This window comes from Streptomyces sp. APSN-46.1 (assembly GCF_022815725.1).
Lineage (GTDB): Bacteria > Actinomycetota > Actinomycetes > Streptomycetales > Streptomycetaceae > Streptomyces.
The window spans coordinates 42,692-64,247 of the sequence record NZ_JALGRF010000004.1 but is presented as its reverse complement, the minus strand read 5'-3'; the positions used below and the strand labels follow the sequence as shown (position 1 = coordinate 64,247).

General features: G+C 72.5%; 21 protein-coding genes. 4 read left to right on the top strand and 17 right to left on the bottom strand.

Features of this window, described 5'->3' with window-relative positions; all coding sequences use genetic code 11:
* Positions 1-59 precede the first annotated feature (59 nt).
* Entirely contained in the window at positions 60-1,445 is a 1,386-nt protein-coding gene (locus MTF65_RS14620; protein WP_243629126.1) for a VWA domain-containing protein, read from the bottom strand.
* 295 nt (positions 1,446-1,740) lie between these two features.
* On the opposite strand from MTF65_RS14620, the gene MTF65_RS14615 reads away from it, so the two are divergent.
* Positions 1,741-3,834: a PhoX family phosphatase gene (locus MTF65_RS14615; protein WP_243629125.1), complete on the top strand. Its 2,094-nt coding sequence runs from the start codon at positions 1,741-1,743 to the stop codon at positions 3,832-3,834.
* Between the two features lie 62 nt (positions 3,835-3,896).
* On the opposite strand, the gene MTF65_RS14610 is transcribed toward MTF65_RS14615, so the two are convergent.
* The 4 genes from MTF65_RS14610 to MTF65_RS14595 all read right to left on the bottom strand — a co-directional run bounded on the left by MTF65_RS14610 (position 3,897) and on the right by MTF65_RS14595 (position 9,090).
* A complete protein-coding gene (locus MTF65_RS14610) occupies positions 3,897-5,156 on the bottom strand; it encodes a HAMP domain-containing sensor histidine kinase (RefSeq protein ID WP_243629124.1) in 1,260 nt (419 codons plus the stop codon).
* A complete protein-coding gene (locus MTF65_RS14605) occupies positions 5,147-5,842 on the bottom strand; it encodes a hypothetical protein (RefSeq protein ID WP_243629123.1) in 696 nt (231 codons plus the stop codon). Before MTF65_RS14605 ends, MTF65_RS14610 begins: the two co-directional genes overlap by 10 nt.
* A gap of 329 nt (positions 5,843-6,171) precedes the next feature.
* A complete protein-coding gene (locus tag MTF65_RS14600) occupies positions 6,172-8,169 on the bottom strand; it encodes an FUSC family protein (protein WP_243629122.1) in 1,998 nt (665 codons plus the stop codon).
* A gap of 93 nt (positions 8,170-8,262) precedes the next feature.
* The gene (locus MTF65_RS14595) at positions 8,263-9,090 is read right to left on the bottom strand and encodes a hypothetical protein (RefSeq protein ID WP_243629121.1); all 828 of its coding nucleotides are present in this window, start codon (positions 9,088-9,090) and stop codon (positions 8,263-8,265) included.
* Positions 9,091-9,250: 160 nt separating this feature from the next.
* On the opposite strand from MTF65_RS14595, the gene MTF65_RS14590 reads away from it, so the two are divergent.
* Positions 9,251-9,661 (top strand): hypothetical protein, encoded by a 411-nt coding sequence (locus tag MTF65_RS14590; RefSeq protein ID WP_243629120.1) that lies wholly within the window; start codon positions 9,251-9,253, stop codon positions 9,659-9,661.
* Between the two features lie 110 nt (positions 9,662-9,771).
* Here MTF65_RS14590 and MTF65_RS14585 read toward each other — a convergent pair whose 3' ends face one another.
* From MTF65_RS14585 to MTF65_RS14560, 6 genes are all read right to left on the bottom strand, one after another.
* The gene (locus tag MTF65_RS14585; RefSeq protein WP_243629119.1) at positions 9,772-10,020 is read right to left on the bottom strand and encodes a hypothetical protein; all 249 of its coding nucleotides are present in this window, start codon (positions 10,018-10,020) and stop codon (positions 9,772-9,774) included.
* A gap of 59 nt (positions 10,021-10,079) precedes the next feature.
* A complete protein-coding gene (locus MTF65_RS14580; RefSeq protein ID WP_243629118.1) occupies positions 10,080-10,460 on the bottom strand; it encodes a hypothetical protein in 381 nt (126 codons plus the stop codon).
* A 128-nt stretch (positions 10,461-10,588) separates the two neighbouring features.
* Positions 10,589-11,314 (bottom strand): class F sortase, encoded by a 726-nt coding sequence (locus MTF65_RS14575; RefSeq protein ID WP_243629117.1) that lies wholly within the window; start codon positions 11,312-11,314, stop codon positions 10,589-10,591.
* 231 nt (positions 11,315-11,545) lie between these two features.
* Positions 11,546-11,791: a hypothetical protein gene (locus MTF65_RS14570; protein ID WP_243629116.1), complete on the bottom strand. Its 246-nt coding sequence runs from the start codon at positions 11,789-11,791 to the stop codon at positions 11,546-11,548.
* A gap of 19 nt (positions 11,792-11,810) precedes the next feature.
* On the bottom strand, positions 11,811-12,563 hold the full coding sequence (locus tag MTF65_RS14565) for a CbtA family protein (RefSeq protein WP_243629115.1): 753 nt from the start codon (positions 12,561-12,563) through the stop codon (positions 11,811-11,813).
* A 34-nt stretch (positions 12,564-12,597) separates the two neighbouring features.
* The gene (locus MTF65_RS14560; protein ID WP_243629114.1) at positions 12,598-12,813 is read right to left on the bottom strand and encodes a CbtB-domain containing protein; all 216 of its coding nucleotides are present in this window, start codon (positions 12,811-12,813) and stop codon (positions 12,598-12,600) included.
* Positions 12,814-13,056: 243 nt separating this feature from the next.
* On the opposite strand from MTF65_RS14560, the gene MTF65_RS14555 reads away from it, so the two are divergent.
* A complete protein-coding gene (locus tag MTF65_RS14555) occupies positions 13,057-13,515 on the top strand; it encodes a histidine phosphatase family protein (RefSeq protein ID WP_243629113.1) in 459 nt (152 codons plus the stop codon).
* 45 nt (positions 13,516-13,560) lie between these two features.
* On the opposite strand, the gene pucL is transcribed toward MTF65_RS14555, so the two are convergent.
* From pucL to MTF65_RS14540, 3 genes are all read right to left on the bottom strand, one after another.
* Complete coding sequence (gene pucL / locus MTF65_RS14550; RefSeq protein ID WP_243629112.1) at positions 13,561-14,478, bottom strand: factor-independent urate hydroxylase; 918 nt, start codon at positions 14,476-14,478, stop codon at positions 13,561-13,563.
* A gap of 272 nt (positions 14,479-14,750) precedes the next feature.
* Positions 14,751-16,109 carry an aspartate aminotransferase family protein gene (locus MTF65_RS14545; protein ID WP_243629111.1) on the bottom strand — a complete coding sequence of 453 codons (1,359 nt, stop codon included), beginning with the start codon at positions 16,107-16,109 and terminating at the stop codon, positions 14,751-14,753.
* Between the two features lie 68 nt (positions 16,110-16,177).
* On the bottom strand, positions 16,178-17,050 hold the full coding sequence (locus tag MTF65_RS14540) for a SigB/SigF/SigG family RNA polymerase sigma factor (RefSeq protein ID WP_243629110.1): 873 nt from the start codon (positions 17,048-17,050) through the stop codon (positions 16,178-16,180).
* Between the two features lie 235 nt (positions 17,051-17,285).
* Here MTF65_RS14540 and MTF65_RS14535 point away from each other — a divergent pair, with 235 nt between their 5' ends.
* Positions 17,286-17,699, top strand: coding sequence for an SHOCT domain-containing protein (locus tag MTF65_RS14535; protein ID WP_243629109.1), 414 nt, complete (start codon positions 17,286-17,288; stop codon positions 17,697-17,699).
* A gap of 72 nt (positions 17,700-17,771) precedes the next feature.
* Here the strand turns inward: MTF65_RS14535 and aroC are convergent, their stop codons facing one another.
* The 3 genes from aroC to aroA are packed head-to-tail and all read right to left on the bottom strand — an operon-like array spanning position 17,772 to position 21,529.
* Positions 17,772-18,956 (bottom strand): chorismate synthase, encoded by a 1,185-nt coding sequence (gene aroC, locus MTF65_RS14530; protein ID WP_243629402.1) that lies wholly within the window; start codon positions 18,954-18,956, stop codon positions 17,772-17,774.
* The gene (locus tag MTF65_RS14525; protein ID WP_243629108.1) at positions 18,953-20,158 is read right to left on the bottom strand and encodes a 3-hydroxybenzoate 6-monooxygenase; all 1,206 of its coding nucleotides are present in this window, start codon (positions 20,156-20,158) and stop codon (positions 18,953-18,955) included. The genes aroC and MTF65_RS14525 overlap by 4 nt, the downstream gene beginning before the upstream one ends.
* A 6-nt stretch (positions 20,159-20,164) precedes the next feature.
* Positions 20,165-21,529, bottom strand: coding sequence for a 3-phosphoshikimate 1-carboxyvinyltransferase (gene aroA / locus MTF65_RS14520; protein ID WP_243629401.1), 1,365 nt, complete (start codon positions 21,527-21,529; stop codon positions 20,165-20,167).
* Positions 21,530-21,556: the final 27 nt, after the last annotated feature.

The window sequence follows — 21,556 nt, the reverse complement described above, 5'->3', positions numbered from 1 at the left end:
TGTGACGAAGGGCCCGGGATCGGCTGACGGCTGATCCCGGGCCCTTCGGTCGCTTTCGGTCAGAACCGTTCGAGGATGCCCTTGAGGAGGGCGGCGGAGGTCAGTTCGCGGGGGGCGGGGCCGGCGTGGAAGAAGCCGGCGTTCTCGGCGTCCAGCTTGCGCAGGAAGTCGAAGGCCTTGGCGTCGTGGTCGCCGAACGCGACGAACTGCCAGTGGATCGCGGGGGCGGTGGCGGCCGCTGCGGCCAGGGCCGCCTTGGCGGGCTGACGGTTGTCGGGGGCGCCGTCGGTCTGGAAGACGACCAGGGCCGGGCCCTCGCCGCCGTCCTTCTGGTGGCGCTCCACGACGGCCTCCACGGCCACGTGGTAGCTGGTGCGGCCCATGCGGCCGAGCTCGGCGTGGCGGTCCTCGACCCAGGTGTCGGCGTGGGTGTCGAGGGCCAGATCGGCGGTGCCGTCCAGCTCCGTGGAGAAGAACACCGTGTGGACGGTGGCCTCGTCGTCGAGGTGCGCGGCGAGGGCGAGCGCGTGGTCGGCGAGGTACTGGGCGCTGCCGTCCTTGTAGAACCCGCGCATCGAACCGGACCGGTCGAGGACCAGGTACACCTTGGCGCGGGCGCCGGCCTTGCCCTTGCTCCGCAGGACCTGCCCGGCGGCCTTGTACGCCCCGGCGACGGCGGGCGCCCGCCGCTTCACCGCCGCGAGCCCAACGGCCGGCCCTTCCCTGTCCCCGGCCTCACTGGCCACGGCCTCGGCCGTGGGCTCCGCGTCGGCCTGCGCGGCCACGGGCTCCGCCGTGGGCTCCGCGTCGGCCTGTGCGGCCACGGGCTCCGCTTCCGCGGTGGTGTCGGCCTCCTGCGCCTCCGGCGCGGTGTCCGCCTCGGCCACGGGCTCTGCCGCAGGCGCGGCGTCCTCCTGGCCTTCGGCCTGGGCGGCAGCGTCCTCCTGCGCCTCCGGCGCGGGCGCCGCCGCAGGTGCGGCGTTGTCCTGGCCTTCGGCCTCGGCGGTGAGCGGCTCCGGCTCAGCCTGTGCGGCCAGCGGTTCCGCTTCGGCCGCTGCTACCGGCGTCTCCGACGCGGGCTCAGCGTGCGCTTCGGCCGCAGGCGGGGTGTCGTTCTGGCCTTCGGCCTCGGCCTCGGCGGGGAGCGGGTCCGGGGCGGCCTCGGGCGTCGTTACGGCGGTGGGCGGGGGTGACGGCCGGCGGGCTTCCGGGACCGTGGGGTCGGGGGCGGGGGCGGTGAGGAGGGTGCCCGGTTCGCGGTCGCGCGGGGCGGACTGCGGCGGAACCGTCGGATTGTCGAAGGACGCCGCCACGAGTTCGTGGGCGACTTCCAGTGCGGTGCGTTCCGCCTGGTTCGGGACGGCCGCCGAGGTGGCGTCCGTAGTCTCCGGAACTGACTCCGCAGACCGTCCGAACACCTTGCGCAACAAGCTCCGAATACCCATGGGCCAGGCCTTTCGCATGAGTGCGTGCGTCATTTGTCCGTACTGCGCGGTAGATCCCTGCCCAGAGTGGACACGTAAGGTTATCGGCCCCTTGGCTGGAACTTCGGCAGGGGCGCCTTTCGTGGTGTCCAGCGCCCAAACACGCACAACGCTGCTCCTAACTTCCGCTCCGACGTGCCGGGTTCACCGGGCGTTCATCCCACCGCCGCCGCTTCGGCGCAACTCGCGCCTACCGTCACGGCTGGATTCGTTCCGACACGTTGTCGGCGCCCACGCAGCTACTCGGAGGACACTCGTGCGCAAGCTCCTGCCGTTCATCGGCAACCCGCATGGGAGCGGACGTTCCGCTCTCACCTGCCGCTACCGCTGCGGTGACGCCTGCTTCCACGAGGTGCCCAACACCAGCGACAACGAGTACGCCGGCGATGTCATAGCCCGCGCCTACTCCCGCCGCTCCATGCTGCGCTCCGCCGCCGTCGTGACGGTCGCCTCCGCCGCCGGTACCGCCCTCACCCTCGGTGGCGACGGATCCTCCGCCAACGCCACCCCCGCCACCGACGCCCAACGCGCCGCCGGCGGCACTGGCACCGGCACCGGCGCCCGCGGCCTCCGCTTCAAGCCGGTCGCGCCGAACACGAACGACCAGGTCACCATCCCCGAGGGCCACGAGCAGAACGTGGTCATCCGCTGGGGCGAACCGATCGTCAAGGGCGCGCCCGCCTTCAACGCCGACAAGCAGACCGCCGCCGCCCAGGCCGGTCAGTTCGGCTACAACAACGACTTCCTGAGCCTTCTCCCGCTCGGCGGCGACTACGAGCGCCAGCAGCTGCTCGTGGCCAACCACGAGTACACCGACGAGAACCTCATGTTCAAGGCCTACGACCCGGCCAACCCGACCCGCGAGCAGGTCGAGATCGCCTGGGCCGCGCACGGCCTGTCCGTGGTCGTCGTCCAGGAGGACCACCGCAGCGGCAAGCTGACCGCGGTCACCCGCCACCAGCTCAACCGCCGTCTGACCGCGACCAGCGAGTTCAAGCTGACCGGCCCGGCCGCCGGCGGCGCGCTGCTGAAGACCTCCGCCGACAGCACCGGCACCAAGGTCCTCGGCACCCTCAACAACTGCGCCGGCGGCACCACCCCGTGGGGCACCACCCTCCACGGCGAGGAGAACTTCAACCAGTACTTCGGCAACGCCGGCCAGGTCACCGACCCCACCCAGGCCGCCCGCCTGAAGCGCTACGGCGTGACCGCCGGTGCCACCGAGCGCAAGTGGGAGCGGTTCGACAAGCGCTTCGACGTCGCGCAGGAGCCCAACGAGTCGCACCGCTTCGGCTGGGTCGTCGAGCTCGACCCGTACGATCCGAAGTCCACTCCCCGCAAGCACACCGCGCTGGGCCGCTTCAAGCACGAGGCCGCGCAGCCCCGCCTGACCGAGGACGGCCGTCCGGTCATCTACATGGGCGACGACGAGCGCTTCGACTACTTCTACAAGTTCGTCTCGTCGAAGCGGATGAAGAAGGGCAATTCGCGCGCCGCGAAGGAGCACAACCTCACGCTGCTCGACGAGGGCACCCTCTACGTCGCCAAGCTCACCGGCGACTCACCGGCCGCCGAGATCGACGGCACGGGCAAGCTCCCCGCCGACGGCCAGTTCGACGGCTCCGGCGTGTGGATCAAGCTGGCCACCGGGAACGTCTCGCACGTCGAGGGCATGACCGCCGAGGAGGTCTACGTCTTCACGCGCCAGGCCGCCGACAAGGTGGGCGCCACGAAGATGGACCGTCCCGAGGACGTCGAGCCCTCCCCGCGCACCGGCCGCGTCTACGTCGCGCTGACCAACAACACGGACCGCGGCAAGCCCGGCAAGGCGGCGGGAGCGGACGAGGCCAACCCGCGCAACCTGAACAAGCACGGCCAGATCCTGGAGCTCGCCGAGAACTTCGACGACCCGGCGGGCGACGGCTTCGCCTGGCGGCTCTTCCTGGTCGCCGGTGATCCGAACGACCCGGCCACCTATTTCGCGGGCTTCCCGAAGGACAAGGTCAGCCCGATCTCCTGCCCGGACAACGTGGCCTTCGACCCGCACGGCAACCTGTGGATCTCCACGGACGGCAACCAGCTCGGCTCCCACGACGGCCTGTTCGGTGTCGCGACGGCCGGTGAGCGCCGAGGTGAGCTGAAGCAGTTCCTGACGGTCCCGCGTGGCGCCGAGACGTGCGGCCCGATCATCCAGGAGAAGCGCGTCCTGGTCGCCGTCCAGCACCCGGGCGAGCTCGACGGCGCGTCCGTCGAGAAGCCGCAGTCGGTGTGGCCCGACGGACCGGGCAAGATCGTCCGCCCGGCGGTCGTGTCCGTGTGGCGCAAGGACGGCAAGAACATCGGTGTCTGAGTAGGTGAGTTGACCGGCGACGGGTCCTGTTTCACGTGAAACAGAGCCCGCCGTCCGGCGTTTCAACTGTCTTCCGTCAACCGCCCGATCGGGAGTCTGAGCGTGGTCACCGCGCCCCCGTCCGGGGCGTTGGAGAAGTTCAGGGCGATGTCCAGGACCGCCGCCTGCCCCACGGCGATGGTCAGGCCCAGCCCATGGCTCCGCCCGCGCCCCGGGTCTCCGGTGCGGAAGCGCTGCGGGCCCTGCTCGATCAGCTCGGGCGGATAGCCGGGGCCGTGGTCGCGGACCGAGACCACCGGGCCCTCCACGGTCACCTCGATCGGCGGCTGTCCGTGCCTGTCGGCGTTGACCAGCAGATTCGTCAGGATCCGGTCCAGGCGCCGCCGGTCGGTGAACACCACCGCGTCGCGCACCACCCGGACCGAGGCGGGCAGCCGGGTGCCCGCGACGGCCCGCCGCACCGCCCGGCCGAGTTCCACGCGTGCCAGGTCGGCCCGCTCGACGCCCGATTCCAGCCGGGAGATCTCCAGCAGGTCCTCGGTCAGCAGGTGCAGGGCCTTCAGCCGGTCGTTGATCATCTCTTTGGGGCGGCCCTCCGGCAGCAGGGACGCCGCGGCCAGGGAACCCGTGAGCGGGGTGCGCAACTCGTGCGCGACATCCGCCGTGAAGCGCTTCTCGGCCTCCAGCCGCTCCTGGAGCGACCCGGCCATCGAGTCGAGGGCGTGCGCCACGTCCCGTACCTCGTCCCGGGAGTGCGGCCCCCGCTGGTCCTCCCCCTCCGACGGGAAGCCCACGCGCGCGTCGAGGTCCCCGGCGCTGATCCGGCGGGCCACGGCGGCGGTGGTGGCGAGCCGCCGGCTGATCTGGTTGGCGAGGAACAGGCCGACCAGCGCCACCGCTCCGGCCGCCAGCGCCGAGGAGGCGAGGATCGCGGCGTCGATGTCGCGCAGCCGGGTGCGGGTGGCCTCGTAGGGGAGCCAGACGGCGAGGGCCTTGCCGTCGGCCGGTGCGGCGGCCCACATGACGGGCTTGCCGTCGTGTTCGCCGACCATGCTGCCGGTCATGCCCCGCGCGACGAGTGCGCGCAGCGGCTCCGGGAGGTCGGTCGGGTTCAGAGCCCAGCTCACGTCGCCGTGAGCGGTGCCGTACTCGTAGTGGCCGAGGGCGTGGTCCAGTTCCAGGGCTATGTCCTTGCGGACCTCTCCGACGATCTGCCGGGAGACCACGTTGTGCACGAGGATGCCGAGGGCCGCCGCGACCGCGCAGCACACCGCGGTGGTGGTCAGCGCGATCTTCCAGCGCAGACTGCTCGTCAGCCGCATACCCGCCGCCCGTCGGACGGGTCGGCGGGGCAGTCGTCCAGGGTGAGCTGGGACAGGTTCAGGATCCCGGCCCCGGGGTCCCACGCGTAGTCGGAGACGGCGACCTTCTTCGGGTTCGAGGTCGGCTCGCGCACGGCCAGGTGCTCGGCGGCGACCTCCACGCCTTCCAGCACGGCCCGCCGGGACAGGATCCGGACGATCGTCCCGTCGTCCCGGACGGTGTAGACGAGCAGCTCGCTCAGCCGGCCGTCGATGTCGAGGGCGGTGATCAGCTCCGCCTTGCCGTTGCCGGTCACGTCCCGCAGGACGGCGGGGCGCACCGGGCAGTCCGGACCGCCGTCCACAGCCTGTGTACAGAGCGCGAGCCGTTGGAGGGCCCGGGGGTCCACCAGTCGGCCGGTACCGCCGTCCTGGGCGGCGGAGGCCGTGACGTCGGCGCGTACGACGTCCAGGGCGTTCACGTCGCGCATGGTGCCCTTCGGCGCTTTGGGCAGGCCCGGGACCACGGTCGCCGTGCCGGGTCTCTGGTCCGGGGCGGGGGGGTCGGGGTGGATGTCGCCCCACAGCGTCTCCGGGGCGTGCACCGTCCCGAGATCCCCCTCGCTGCGCAGCCCCTCTACGTCGGCACAGCCGCCCACGGTGGTGAGTACGGCGGCGAGCACCGGCAGGACGCGGAAGCAGCGCATGCTCCGATGCTGCCTTGCCGTTCGGCTCCCGGCCCGACCACTGACCCATCCGGGGGTTGGGGGGGCAGGCGCGGGGCGCGGTGCGGGTGCCGCTGCGCGGAGCTGGTCCCCGCCCCGCCCTTTCTCCGTTTCCTGAGGCTCCGCCCCAGACCCCGCGCCTCAAACGCCGGCGAGGCTGGATGGGGCGGGGCTGGGTGGAGCGGCGCGGCTGGGGTGGGCGCCTCAAACGCCGGCGGGGCTGGATGGGGCGGGGCTGGAGTGGGCTGGGTGGAGTGGTGGGGTTGGGGTGGCGCCTCAAGTGGCCGTGGGGGTCGGCTGACCGGTGGGGGTCAGGGGGGCGGATGGGCGATGGCTCTGGCTGCTGTGAGCTCCTGGTGGAGTGGGGCCAGGACGGTGGATTCGGCGTCCGTGGGCTCCATCTCGACCCGGACCGGGGTCGTACTGCTGCGGACCTCCTCGGCTAGTTCGCGCAGTTGCCGCGCGATCTTCTCGACCTCGCCCGCCGCAGGCGGCTCGGCGCCGTGGTTGACGCGCACGCGCGCGGCGGTCGTCGCGTCCACGATCCGTTCGACGGCCACCACCAGGGGCCACCACGCGGCGGCCCGCGCACCCGTCGGCGGCGGCTCGGTCAGCGCCCGCTGGAACTCGGTCCGTACGCCCGACAGCTCGCGGTAGATCCGGCGCCTGGCCTGCAACCGCGCGGTCCGCGCGGCCCGCTGCCCGGATTCCGTGTCGGGATGCCCGCCGCCGAACGCCCGCTCCACATACCGGGCCGCGTCGTCCACGGCGTCGGCGAGCCGGTCCCCGATCCGGGTGTGCCAGCTCTCGGGCCACAGCAGATAGCCCGCGACCAGCGTGATCCCGCAGCCGATCAGGCTGTCCACCAGACGGGGCCGGATCAGGTCGAAGCCCTGGTGGTTGAGCAGGTCCGACAGCAGCAGGATCACCGGTGTGATCGCGGCGGTCTGGAAGGCGTACCCCTTGACGGAGAACACGGGGATCAGCGCCCCGAGGCACACCATCACCGGCACGTCCCACCAGCCGCGCGGCACCTCGGAGAGCACGGCGGCCGCGACGACCAGCCCGATCGCGGTGCCCAGCGCACGCAGCACGGCCCGGGAGAACACCGAGCCGAAGTCGGGTTTGAGGACGAAGGTGACGGTCAGCGCGACCCAGTAGGACCGCTCGATCTCCACGACCGAGACCAGCGTCTGCGCCAGCCCGACGCAGAGCGCGAGCCGCAGCCCGTACCGCCAGGAGGCCCCGGACAGCATCATGTCGCGCACGGCCCGCCGGGCCCGCACCCGCAGTGCGGCCGGCCGGCCGAGCCGGTCGTCGACGGTGTAGAGGTCCGGGTCGGCCAGGTACACGACGGTCGCCGCATGCCGCAGCGCGGCGTCGACGGCCCGCTCCGACGGGCTGTGCGCCGGAGGCAGGGACAGGGCGGGCGTCCCGGTGCGGCCCTCCTCCACGGCCGCCGCCAGCTCCCGCACGGCCGCCGGGATCCCGGGCGGCAGCGGCCGGCCCCGCAGGTGCGCGGCGGGCGCGGCCTCCACCAGCGGGATCACCACATTGAGCTGGGCCAGCATCCGCACCAGCGCGGGGCTGCGCCCGTGCACCCGGGCCCGGCGGCCCAGCACCAGGTCATAGGCCTGGTTGAGGGCCTCGGTGAGCTGCTGGCGGCGTTCCTCGTACGCGGGCCCGCCCGCAGCCTCCAGAGCGTCGGCGAGCGAGCGGTAGGTGGCGGCGACGGCGGCCCGCTCGGGGCGCCGGCCGCGCAGCGGCCAGCCCAGCAGGGTCAGCGCGAGGACGAACAGGCCTCCCGCGCTGAGCAGCAGCGGCGCCGTCCACCAGGGCCGGGGCAGCGGCAGCCCGGCCCCGACCACGGCGTTGAGGAGGAGCAGCAGCCCGGACACGGAGGCGACCGTGCCGATCGAGGAGATCATCCCGGAGACGAGGGCGATCAGGGTGAGGACGCCGACGGCGAGCCAGCCGTGCCCGAACACCAGGGTGCCGAGGGCGACGCCGACCGCCCCGAAGAACTGCGGTACGCCGATGTTCAGGATCCGCATCCGGTAGGCGTCGGCGGTGTCGCCGATCACTCCGGACAGGGCGCCCATGGAGACGAGCGCCCCGTACTCGGGTTCGTCCAGGGCGAAGCCCACGGCGAGCGGGGCGGCCAGCGCGATGCCCGCGCGCGCCGCGGCGGCCCAGGGGACGGGGGCGCTGCTCGGCCGGAGCCCCTTGAGCAGCCAGGCGGGCGGGGCCAGCGGATGCTGCCGGGGGCGCCGGAACGGTATGTGTTCGGTGCGTCGTTCGGTGGTCATGCCCGCTTCCGTGCCGCCGCTCGCGAATCGGTTCTTCTGTGGAGTAGTACGGAGTAGTACGGAGTAGTAGGGGGTTGTCGGTATGTTCCGAGCTTATGGGGTGCGGCGCAGCCGTCCCGCGAGCCAGGCGGCGAGTGCGGCGGCGAGCCCGACCGCGAGGATCAGCCAGGCGGTGGTGCGCAGGAACGCGGTGAGCGCGTCGTACACCGCCTCGGCGGCCCGGGGGTCGATGTCGGCCGGCAGATCGTCCAGGGTGAGCCGGCGGCAGACGTACACCGCGATCCACAGCAGTACGGCGCCGGCCGCGAGCCCGAGGCCGGTGGCCACCACGGCCCGTCGCCGCCGGACGGCGACGGCGATCGCGGCCGCGGCCAGGAGCACGGTCAGCACGGGAAGCCAGACTCCGGCGTTCTGGAGCATGCGGAAGCCCTTCCGGAGCGCGCCGAGATCGTCGTACTCCATGACCTTCACGGAGAGGCGGGTCACCGGGATGAGGTCGGCGAAGGGCACCTCGTCGGCGACGAGTTCCCCCTTGACCTGGGCGATGACCGGCGCGAGGTCGATGGTGAGCGCGTCCCCCTGGCCGGTGGTGAGGGCGTCGAGGAACGCGGCGTGCGCGGCGCGGTTCGCGGCGTCCCAGGCGGTGCGGTAGGCGGGGGTCCCGGAGAAGGAGCGCAGGGCCTCGCCGAGCAGGGCGTCCACCCCGCCCTGGAAGGGGCCCGCGTCGATCTGACCGGAGAGCGCGTGGGCGACCTGGGTGACGACGACGCCCTGCACGGACGGATTCTCGGCGAGCGGGGACATGGCGGCGGTGTAGCGGTCGGCGTCGCCCAACTCGCGGTCGGCCCAGTACGCGACGGCGCTCGTGGGCACGAGGAGGACCACGAGCGTGATGAGTACCGCCGAGAAGAACGTGCGCACGTCACCAGGGAAATGCGGTACGGCGCCGGGCGCGAGCGGTGTTGCTGCGGGCGGGTGGCGCCGGCCCCGGCGCTGCCGGATCCGGCGGGCCCCGCGGTTGATCCAGTTGCCGGTCGGGGGCGGCGGGTGTGCTCTGGAGGATGGGAGAGAGGAGCCCGTCATGGCACATGCGGCACCCACCGCCATGCGGCGGTACCGGCAGACCTCGACGGACGACACGAAACACCTGAGCTGGGTCTCCTTCGCGGGCCCCCTGGTCCTCGGACTCTTCTACGGGCTCTGGACCGCCTTCATCGACCGCGACAAGGGCCCGGTCACCGTGGCCAACGTCTTCTACGGGATCCTGTGCGGCGCGCTCTTCGCCGCCTGCGTGTACGGCCTCGACCGGATCGGCTCGCGGCTGATGCGGGAGGTGCACGCCGCCGCGTACGGCGCGTTCGCCGCGATCGCCATGGGCTACCTGTACAGCCTCAGCGGGCAGTCCGTACTCCGCTCCACCTGCATCGGCCTCGCCGTCGGTGCCGGCGTCGGGCTGGCGGCGTTCTACCGCTTCTACACGCGCGAGCCCTGAGGGCCGGGTTCCGCGCGTCCGGGCGGGCCCCCTGGAGGCCGCGCTGTACGTCCTGCCGAGCGGGAACCGCAGTACGCCCGAGGCGTGCGGCGGTTCCCGCAGCCGTGCGCCTACGCGGTCGAGTCGGCCGGGGCGGCCTGCTGCCGTTCGCTCTTGGACGCGGTGGCGGCGTCCTCGTCGGCCGCGGATGCGGCGGCGGGTGCGGTGTCGTCCTCGGCGGCGGGTGCGGCGGCGGGTGGGGCATCGGGTGTGGCCGGGGTATTCGCCGCGGGCGCTTCGGCCTGGCGGACCGGCGGGGAGAAGCGGGCGACCTCGGCGCGGATCATCGCGTTCAGCGCGGCGTACGGGTCGATGGGCATGGTGGAACTCCACGTGTACGAGGGGGAGCGTGGGGGGTGTGCGCTGCTGCTCGGCCCGCTCAGCAGCGCAGGACCACACTCCGGACCGTCCGCCGGGACAGCGCCGGGTCGGCCGTCCCGCACGGGCCCATGCGGGTGGGCCCGTGCGGGTGTTTCACGTGAAACACCGCCCGCGGTAGTTGCCGTACGCCCGGCAGCCCGCGCGCGATGGTCCGTACGGCGGCCCGTACTTCGGGGTCGGCGGCGGGGTCGGACGGACTCTCGGTGGGCTCGGTCGGGGCGGTCGGGGCGGTCGGGGCGGTCGAGGAGGCCGGACGGGAGTCCGCGGCCGTCGCGGCGACCGGTCCGACACCGCAGACGCACAGCAGGACGACACAGGCCACCATCAGGGCCTTTGCCATCACCGCCCAGGGGTACCGGGCGTACCGCGCGCCGCTCATGCCCGCTCTGTGCCCCGCCACACCGGGGACTTCCCGCCCGCACCGGGTTCGTCCCCCGACCGGGGGAGGAAGACACCCCCCTCGGCTGACAGCGGGACTTCGACGACAGGGCCGAGCGGGCCTCGGCTTCAGCCGGTGCGGTGGCGGCCGGTGAGCCGGGCCAGGACGGCGGTCTCGCCGCCGATCAGCCGCAGCCCGGCCCGCCGCTGCCCCGGCGCGGACCGGGACCGGGACGCGGGCGCGGACACCGCCGGGGAGCCGAACCCCGCCGGATCCGGCTCGGCGGCGCCGACTCCGGCGGGCGAGACGCGCTCCACGGTGAACACGGCCGTACGGTGGTCCGCGCGGGCGATCTCGACGGTGCTGCCCCGCCGCAGCCCGGCGAGTCGCAGCCCGTTCCCGGTGACGACGGCGATTCCGGCCGCGCCCGGGGTCGGGCCGCGGGTGTCCCAGGTCGCCCCGGGCCCCTCGCCGGGCCCTTCTCCGACCCCGTCCCGCAGCCCTGCCCCGGTCCCTGCCCCGGTCCCTGCCCCGGTCCCGTCCCGCACCGGGTACGCGGCCAGCGGTACGTCAACTCCCAGGCTCGGGATGCGCAACCGCAGCGGTCGTGACGCCCGGAGCGGAGCGATGCCGGCCCGCGCGGGCCGGGCCCCCTTGCCGGGGGCGTGCTCCCCCGCCTGCTCCAGCTGCCGGACCAGGCGCCGGTGGCCGGACAGGCCCAGCGCGCGCGAGGGCAGCGCGTCCGCGGTGGTCGTGGTCGTACGCGTGGCACCCTCCGTGCTCCGCAACATCCCTACGCCGGTGCAGAGCAGAGTGACCGTCAGCCCGCCGGCGACCCACTTGGCGCGGGGCATGGCATTCCCTCCTGGCCGCCCGGCTCGGGTGGCCGGGTCCTGTGAGCAGTGGATCGTTCTCTGCCCATCCGCACATCGGGAAACGCGCGAGACTGACGGAACGTCACCGGTGTGTCGGATCGGCCTTCGCACGTCTCCGCAGTTGGCGGCGGGTGCGGGGTGCCGTCCCGAGGAATGTCAGGCGTACCGCCGAACGGGTGAGAGCGGTCCCCCGTCATGGGCCGGGAGAGGTCAGACCACCACGAAGGCCACCGTCGCCCCGCTCATCAGGACGGCGGCGAGGTGCATCGCGGGGTGGCCGTAATCGCCGAACCAGAGGTGGCGGGCCAGGCCGCCGAGGGCGGCCAGGGCGGTGATGACGCCGATCTGCGCGAGCAGGGTGACGGCGGTGAAAGGGGCCAGGAGCAGAAGGACCGAGTTCAGCCAGAAGGGGGCAGCACCCGTCCAGCCTCGCCACGCACTGATCTCGGTCTGCATCTGCTCCGGCCCCTTGTCGTCAACCCGTCGGCTGCACAGCCTCCTTGGCCGCGACACCCGGCACAAGAGCGCGTTCGGCTAGATAACCGAAGGCCAGGCCGAAAGTCGTCCAGAGCGCGGCCTGGATGGCCAGGGACGCGAGCCGGAACTGCCAGATGAGGGCGGCCGGGAAGTCCGCCGGGACCTCGTTGATACCGGGCAGGAGCGCGTACGAGGCGCCGATCACCGCGACGAACGCGAGCGAGGCGACGACCGAGGCGTTCCAGTTGCCCATCCTGGGCGCGAGGCGCCGGCCCAGGATCAGTGCGGCCGCGGCCAACAGGGCACTCAGGGCGATCATCAGCAGGTAGAGGACGGTCCGCCGGGTGGCCGTGTCGGGGTCGCCCACGGCCGGCGGATTGGCGGGGTACTTGAAGAACGGCACCAGGGTCATGGTGACGAACAGACCACCGGTGACCAGCGCCGCCGTGGCCCGGGGGCCGAAGCGGCCGATCCGGCCCAGGGCGTAGCAGTAGATCAGCGCGGCGATGCCGCCGAGCGCGACGCCGTACAGCAGGACGCCGGTGCCGAGGCCGGCCGTGGCCTGGAGGGCCCGGCTGACCGGGGCCTCCTCGCCGTGGTCGTGCCCGGCCGCGGCCGCCTCCTCGATGGCGATCGCCGCGTCCACCTTGGATTCGCCCAGGAGGTACGCGACGAGGAACGCGGCCGCACCGGCCAGCAGACCGGCCAGCATGCCGCGCACCAGCAGTACGCGGGGGGAAATGGGATTCACTTTTCGGTTTCCCTTGCGGAGATCGTGAGCGAGATCAGTGGCAGGGGAAGCCGAGCAGGTGGCGGCCGTCGTGCAGCCACTCGTGGACGGTCTCGCCCTCGAAGACCGCGGTGGCGCCCTGCTCGACGCCGATGAAGTACAGCAGGACCAGCGTCAGGACGCCGGCGAACACCGCCCAAGGGGCCAGCGCGGAAAGGGAAATCGGGGCGACGGCGGCGGGAGCCGTCGTGGGCACGGCGGAGTGGGCCATGGCAGAACCTCCAGGGGGAACACGCGTCCCGGTCAGTGGTGCTCTTGACGAAGGTGGCGGGTCTGACTTCCCTCCCCGTGTTCGTGCGGGAGGTTTCACAGTGGCGCGACCGTGCCGGAATCTCACCGGTACTTCCGTCATACCTTCGTCATGTCGTCCGCGACCGTACCGCGCGCGTGGCTTGAACACCACGGCGTGTGTCCGCCGTCTCACGCCCCGGGCGCGCGCTCTACGCTTCCCACCATGGCTTCAGCGTCCTCGGCGTCCTCGGTACGCGTCCAATTGGTGACCGCCCCGCTCGATCTCGCCGCCCGCCAGGGCCGTTTCGGGTACGGGGACCCCTGCCCCGGTCACGACGGGCTGCGCAGCCCGGACACCGGGGCGTGGGCCGGCCGCACCCTGGACGAGGTGGCCGCCGAGGACCCCGCCGCGGTTCAACGGTGGCTCACGGACCCCTCGTACGCGCCCCCGGGCGGGGAGTCCCTGGCCGCGCTGACCGCGCGCGTGGGCGCGCACCTGGCCGGGCTGGCCCCCGGCACGCACCGCGCGGTGGTCGAGCGGGCCGTCGTACGGGCGGCCGTGGTGCACGCCCTGGAGCTGCCGGCGGCGGCGTTCTGGCGGCTCGACGTCCGGCCCGGCACCGTCACCGCCCTCAGCGGGCGCGCGGGGCGGTGGAACCTCCTCGTAGGACAGCCCGAGTAGCGGGCCTCGCGGGGCTCGCGGGCGGGCCTTAAGCGATTTAGCGACTCAAGCGACGATCCAGTCACTGGTGGCGATCACCGGCTGAACGCCGTCGCGGTGGACGGTGCCCTCGATGAGGCCGTACATCCGGTCCGCCGCGAAGTACACCTCGTTGTCGTTCTTGAGGCCGAAGGGCTCCAAGTCGACGAGGAAGTGGTGCTTGTTGGGGAGGTTGAGGCGCACCTCGTTGACCTTGGGGCAGGTGTCGAGCACCCGCTCGGCCATCTGGTTCAGGGTCTGCTGGAGCGAGTACGAGTAGGTCTCCGCGAACGCCTCCAGCATGTTCTTGCGGACCTTCTTGTACGCCTGGTCCCAGTCGTACGAGGCGTCGTCCGCGGCGAGCGCCGAGTGCGCCCAGCGCGCGGTGACCTTGGTCGCGAGGATCCGGTCGTACGCCTCCTGGAGCGTCGTGTACTTGTCCTTGATGTACCCGTGGAACTCGGAGTTCGTCGAGTTCATCACGGTCAGGTCCTTCAGCCCCGAGATGACCTGGAGGCCGGTCGTCTCGCTGTAGGTGATCTGCGCGGTGCGCACCTCCTGGCCCTTGCGGACGAAGGAGTGCTGCTCCTTGCGCGTCGGGACCGGGATGCGGTCCCACACGTACTCCTCGATGCGGATCTGCGCCTCGCGGATCGGCGCCTGCGAGGCGACGAAGTGCTTGGCCAGCAGGATGCCGAAGGCCTCGGGGGAGTCGATGCCGTGCTCCTTGCCGAAGGCGTACACCGTGTTCTTGGTGGTGTCGGTCGGCAGGCAGTTGGCGTTGTCGCCGGTCAGGTGGACGTCGCGGAACTCACCGCGGAGCGCGACGGAGACGTTGAGGTCGCGGATCTCGTGCCAGGAACCGTCGTTGCCCTTGCGGGTGACCTTGACGATGCGGTTCTCGGCCTTGCCGTACTGGTTCTGGGCCAGGACGTGCTTGCTCATGGTGTCTTCCTTCGGGTTCTCGGGAACACGGAGTCCGGTTGTCTGGATCCCGTACGCCCGGCGTCCAGCGCCCGCCCCTCGAAGGACGTCCCGCTCCCCGCCGTTCGGCCCCGAAGGGCCGCCCCGGGACTGACGTGCATCCCGGTCCGTAGGTGCTTGGTACTGCTGTGTGCCGCTCCACGGATTGCAACACGCGCGCGGCCCGATCTCCCCCGCACGGAACATCCGAAGAGCAGCACCCACGGATTGGGCGACCGCACAGAGAGGGCAGGTCAGGCCACGTGCGCGTCGGCGACGGACAGGGCCTCGTCGAGGATCTCCAGGCCCTTGGCGACGTCCTCCGGCGTGATGTTGCAGGGCGGCGCGACGTGCAGCCGGTTCCCGGCGGCCAGCGGCCACAGGCCGCCCTTCTTGCAGGCCGCCGCCAGCTCGGCCATCGGCGCGTTGTCGGCGCCGGCCGCGTTGTACGGGACGAGCGGCTCGCGGGTCTCCGGGTTCCGTACGAGTTCCAGCGCCCAGAACGTGCCCAGACCGCGGACCTCGCCGACCGACGGGTGGCGTTCGGCGAGCGCGCGCAGGCCCGGACCCAGCAGTTCCGCGCCGGTGCGGGCCGACTGGGCGACGATGCCCTCCTCCTCCATGACGTTGATCGTCGCGACGGCGGCGGCGCAGGCGAGCACGTGCCCGGAGTACGTCAGCCCGCCCGGGTAGGGCCGGCGGGCGAAGGTCTCGGCGATGGCGGCCGAGATGGCGACGCCGCCGAGCGGGACGTAACCGCTGGTCACGCCCTTGGCGAAGCAGATGAGGTCGGGCGTGACCTCCCAGTTGTCGGCGGCGAACCACGCGCCGGTCCGCCCGAAGCCGACCATGATCTCGTCCAGGATGAAGACGATGCCGTGCCGGTCGCAGAGCTCGCGCACGCCCGCCAGGTAGCCGGCCGGGGGCACGAGCACGCCGGGGGCGCCGCCGACGGTCTCCAGGATGATCGCGGCGATGGACTGCGGGCCCTCGAAGACGATGGTGTCTTCGAGGTGGCGCAGGGCGCGGGCGCACTCCTCGGCCTCGGTGGTGGCGTGGAAGGGCGAGCGGTAGAGGAACGGGCCCCAGAAGTGCACGACGCCGGCGGTCGCGGTGTCGTTGCCGAAGCGGCGGGCGTCGCCGGTGAGGTTGATCGCGGTGGAGGTGGCGCCGTGGTACGAGCGGTACGTGGAGAGCACCTTGGGGCGGCCGGTGTGCAGCCGGGCCATGCGTACGGCGTTCTCCACGGCCTCGGCGCCGGCGTTGGTGAAGAAGATCTTGTCCAGGTCGCCGGGGGTGCGCTCGGCGATGAGGCGCGCGGCCTCGGAGCGGACGTCCACCGCGAAGCCGGGGGCCACCGTGCAGAGCTTGGCCGCCTGCTCCGCGATGGCGGCGGCGACCTTGGGGTGCTGGTAGCCGATGTTCGTGTAGACGAGGGCGCTGGAGAAGTCGAGGTAGCGCTTGCCCTCGTAGTCCCAGAAGTACGAGCCCTCGGCCCCGGCGACGGCGAGCGGGTCGATGAGCTCTTGAGCCGACCAGGAGTGGAAGACGTGCTTCCGGTCAGCGTCTTTCACGGCGGCGAGGGCGTGGGCTGCTTCGGCTGCTGGGTTCATATCTTGAGGGTAATTGTCCAGGATGCGGACACATCGGTGACCTGGCGGAGCGTGGCGGAGCGGACCTGTCAGGTCCGGGCGACCGAGGCGTCATCGGCCTCGTCCGCGGAGCGCTCGGGGTCGTCGAGGCCGGGGTCCTCGTGTTCGGGGTCCGTGAGCAGGCCGGTGCGCAGTCGTGCCAGGGTCCGGCTCAGCAGGCGGGACACGTGCATCTGGGACAGCCCCAGCCGGTCCCCGATCTCCGCCTGGGTCAGCTCCTGCCCGAACCGCAGCGAGAGCAGGGTGCGCTCGCGGTCGGGCAGCTCGGCCAGCATCGGCTTGATGGACTCCAGGCACTCGATCCGGTCGTACGCGGTCTCCTCCTCGCCGAGCGCGGGCCCGCAGGCGTAGGCGGCGTGGTCGTCCTCTTCCTGGGAGGGGGCGTCCAGGGAGCGCGCGGAGTACCCGTGCGCCGCCTTCTGCCCCTCGGCGAGCTCCTCGGGGCTCACGTGCAGCCGGCCGGCCAGTTCGGTGTCCGAGGGCGGGCGGCCGAGGTCCTGTTCCAGGGCGTCGTGCGCCTTGGCGGCGTCGAGCCGCAGCTCCTGGAGCCGTCGGGGGACCTTGACGGCCCAGCTGGTGTCGCGGAAGAACCTCTTGATCTCTCCTGTGATGGTGGGCAGTGCGAACGAGGTGAACTCGACCCCCCGCTCGGGGTCGAACCGGTTGATGGCCTTGATCAGGCCGATCGTGCCGACCTGGACGATGTCCTCCATCGGCTCGCTACGGCCGCTGAACCGGCGGGCCGCGTAGCGCACGAGGCTGAGGTTGAGCTCGACGAGGGTGTTGCGGACGTACGAGTAGTCCGCGGAGCCCTCGTCCAGCTCGGCGAGCCTGCGGAACAGGGTGGTGGAAAGGGCCCTGGCCTCGTGGGTGTCGACGGCTGTGAGGTCTGTACGGTTCATCGCTCTGCGCTCCTCCGACGGATGGTCCCGGGCCGGGGCCGGCCGGGGCCGTCGTCGAGCTGTCCAGTTGACCTGTCCAGGGAGATATACCCGGCCGGGCCGGGCCGTACCCGGCCGCGTTCCGTGCGCGGGCCTGTGCGGGCAGTCGCCCCCGGTGGCGATCTTGGGGGCCCGCTGCCATGGTGATCCAGTCGGCCGACGCCCGAACGTGGCAACGAGCGGCAGGAGAGCGACGATGGATGGTTCTGTCTATCTGGCCTACGACTACCCCGTACTGGGGGCGTTCTGGACCGTGATGTGGATCTTCCTCTGGGTGTTCTGGCTGGTCCTTCTGTTCCGGATCATCATCGACATCTTCCGGGACCACGAGATGAACGGCTGGATCAAGGCCCTGTGGCTGCTGTTCGTCATGGTGATCCCGTTCCTCGGCGTGCTGATCTACGTGTGCGTCCGGGGCCGGGACATGGGCAAGCGGGAGATCAAGCACGCCCAGGAGCAGCAGGAGGCCTTCAGCGCCTACGTCCGGGAGACGGCCCAGGGCGCCGGCAAGGGCACCGCGGACGACCTGGTGCGGCTCTCGGAGCTGAAGGCGCGGGGTGAGCTCAGCGAGGAGGAGTACCAGCAGGCCAAGCGGAAGCTGCTCGCCTGAACGGCGCGGGCCGGCCCGGATGCCCCCCGGCACCCGGCCCGGCCCGTTCCGTCACCCCGTCACCCCGTCACCTCACCGGATGCTCAGGTGGTCGAGGTAGGAGCGGACGTTGCGGCGGGTCTCGGGGACCGAGTCGCCGCCGAACTTCTCGACGACGGCGTCCGCGAGGACCAGCGCGACCATCGCCTCGGCCACGATGCCGGCGGCCGGAACGGCGCACACGTCCGAACGCTGGTGGTGCGCGACGGCCGCCTCGCCGGTGGCCACGTCCACCGTGGCCAGCGCCTTCGGGACCGTCGCGATGGGCTTCATCGCCGCCCGCACACGCAGCAGTTCACCCGTGGTGAGCCCGCCTTCGGTACCGCCGGAACGGCCCGAGGTACGCCGGATGCCCTCGTCGGTGGCCACGATCTCGTCGTGCGCCTTCGAGCCCGGCACCCGGGCCAGGTCGAAACCGTCACCGACCTCCACACCCTTGATCGCCTGAATGCCCATCAGCGCGGCGGCGAGACGCGCGTCCAGACGCCGGTCCCAGTGCACGTGCGAGCCCAGCCCGACGGGCACCCCGTAGGCCAGGACCTCGACCACGCCGCCCAGGGTGTCGCCGTCCTTGTGCGCCTGGTCGATCTCCGCGACCATCGCCTTACTGGCATCGGCGTCGAGGCAGCGCACCGGGTCGGCATCCAGCTTCTCGACGTCGGCGGGGGTCGGGTACACCCCGTACGGGGCCTTGGCCGCGGCCAGTTCGACCACGTGCGAGACGATCTCGATGCCCGCGACCTCCTTCAGGAAGGAGCGGGCGACGGCGCCGAGGGCGACCCGGGCGGCGGTCTCGCGGGCGCTGGCGCGCTCCAGGATCGGGCGGGCCTCGTCGAAGCCGTACTTCTGCATCCCCGCGAGGTCGGCGTGACCGGGACGCGGGCGCGTCAGCGGCGTGTTGCGGCCGGTCTCCTTCAGCTCCGAGGGATCGACAGGATCGGCCGACATGACCTTCTCCCACTTCGGCCACTCACTGTTGCCGACCATCACCGCGACGGGCGATCCCAGCGACAGGCCGTGCCGGACACCCCCGAGGAAGGTGACCTCGTCCTGCTCGAACTTCATCCGGGCACCGCGGCCATAGCCGAGCCGGCGCCGCGCCAGGTGGTCGGCCACCAGTTCGGTGGTGACCGGGACACCGGCGGGAAGGCCCTCCAGCGTCGCCACCAGCGCGGGTCCGTGCGACTCTCCGGCGGTCAGCCAACGCAACCTGCTCAGCACTTTTCTGCACTCTCCTTGCCGCGAAGCCGTTCGCCGTGGAGCCAGGCGACCTTGTCGTACATGTCCTCGGCCGAGAGAGCGGACAGCATCGCGTTGCGTTCGCGCGCGCCCTCGCCCGCCGGGTGGAAGAGCCGACGTCCCATCTCGCGGGCGACCAGCTGGGTCTCGGCGGTGCGCTCGCGGCGCTCCGCGCTGTACTTCTCCAGGCGCTGCACGAAGTCGTCCGCGGGGCAGTCCAGCGCGTCGGCGATGACCACCGCGTCCTCCAGGGCCTGGCAGGCGCCCTGCGCCGCGTACTGGAGCATCGGGTGCGCGGCGTCGCCGAGGAGCGCGACGCGCCCGTCCGTCCACACGCCGACCGGGTCGCGGTCGCACAGCACCCAGGCCTTCCAGTCCCGGCCGAGTTCCAGCAGCCGCCGGGCGATGTCGCCCAGCTCCGGGAACTCGTTCAGCACGTGCTCGCGCGGGGTCGGCTCGCCGACGACGGCCTCCCGCGCGGCGTCGTCGCGGGTCGCGGCCAGGTTCAGGTGGGCGCCGCCGCCGATCGGGTAGTGGACGAAGTGCCACTTGGGGCCGGCCCACAGGGTCACGGTGTTCCACCGCAGTTCCTCCGGCACCAGCTCCATGGGGATCACCGAGCGGTAGATGGTGTGCCCGGAGACCCGCGGGTCCCCGTCGCCGACCAGCTGGCGGCGTACGGCCGAGCGGATGCCGTCGGCGCCGATGAGGGCGTCACCGGTGATCCGCTCACCGCCGGCGAGGACGGCCGTCACCCCGACCGGGCCGTGGCCGGCGTTCTCGTACGCGAGGACCGGGCTGTTGCCGCGCAGCTCGACCAGCGGGTGGGCGCGGCAGCCCGCCAGCAGCGGTTCGTACACGTCGGAGCGCTGGACGACGGCGTACGGGTTGCCGAAGCGGGCCCGGTAGTCGCCGGTCAGCGGCATGGAGGCGATCCGCTCGTCCGTGGTGCCGTCCATGAAGCGCAGTTCGTCGATGTAGACGGCCCGGGCGCGGACCTGAGCGCCCACGCCGAGCAGGTCGAGGGCGTGGAAGGCGTTGGGGCCGAGCTGGATGCCCGCGCCGAGTTCCGTGAAGCCGTCCCGGCGTTCCAGGACGGTCACCCGGTGGCCGCGGTCGGCGATGCCGAGCGCCGCGGCGAGTCCGCCGATGCCGCCACCGGCGATGAGTATGTCCGCCATCGTGGTTCAGATCCCTTGTGAGGTCGCGGGTGAGGTTGCGTGTGAGGTCGCGGCGCCGGGGAAGAGCCGGCGCAGTTCGTCGTGGAAGCCGGGGAAGGTCTTGCTGACGCAGGACGGGTCGTCGAGGGTGATGCCGCCGGTGCGCAGGCCGAGGACGGAGAAGGCCATCGCGATCCGGTGGTCGCGGTAGCAGGCGATCTGCGCAGGCTTCGGGGTGCCGGGGTGGATGGTGATCCGGTCCGGGCCCTCCTCGGTGTGGATGCCGAGGGCGCGCAGGTTGCGGGCGACAGCCTCGATCCGGTCGGACTCCTTGAGCCGGGCGTGGCCGATGCCGTGGACGGTGATCGGGCCGTCGGCGAGCGGGGCGATGGCGGCGAGCGTCATGAAGGTGTCGGAGATGTTGCCCATGTCGACGTCGAACCCGCCGGTCAGGCTGCCGTCGGGGCGGCCGGTGACGGTGGTCGCGGACTCGGTGATCTCCACGTGGGCGCCGGTGCGGCGCAGGACCTCGACGAAGCCGAGGTCGCCCTGGGAGCTGGCGCTGCCGAGGCCGGGCACGGTGACGCTCCGGCCGGTCACGGCGGCCGCCGCGAAGAAGTAGGAGGCGGTGGAGGCGTCGGGCTCGATGGGCAGGTCCGCGGCGGTGTAGCCGCCGGGCAGCACCGTGATCGTGCCGTCGCCGTGGTCCTCGGCGCGGGCCCCGAAGTGGTGCATCAGCGCGAGGGTCATGTCGATGTACGGGCGGCTGACCAGGCTCCGCGCGCGTACGGTCAGCGGTGCGGTCATCAGCGGGGCCGACAGCAGCAGTCCGGTGAGGTACTGGCTGCTGAAGGAGGAGTCGAGGGTGATGTCGCCGCCGGCCAGGCCGCTGGCGGTGACGGTCAGCGGCAGGCCGCCGTCGGGGCCGGTGGCCACCTCGGCGCCGAGCGTACGGAGGGCCTCGGCGAGGGGGCGCAGCGGGCGGGCCCGGAGCTGGTCGGTGCCGTCGAAGACGAACCGGCCGCGGCCGGCGGCGGCGAAGGGCGGCAGAAAGCGCGCGGCGGTCCCGGCGTCGGCGCACCACACGGTGCCGGCGGCGGTGGCGGGGCCGTGGCTGGTGGCGTCCGCGTCAGCGTCGGCGGCGGTGCCGGTGCCGGTTGCAGGGCCGGTGCCGGTGGCGGTGCCGGTGGCGGGGCCGTGGCCGGTGCCGGTGATCTCCCAGGTGTCGCCGGCGTCGGTGATGCGGATGCCGAGGCCGGTGAGCGCGGTGCGGAAGGCGAGGGTGTCGTCGCTGACCAGGGGTGCCCGCAGCCGGGTGACTCCGGCGGCCGCGGCGGCCAGCAGCAGGGCACGGTTGGTGATGCTCTTGGAGCCGGGGACCCGGGCGGTCAGCGGGGCGATGGGGGTACGCACGGCGCT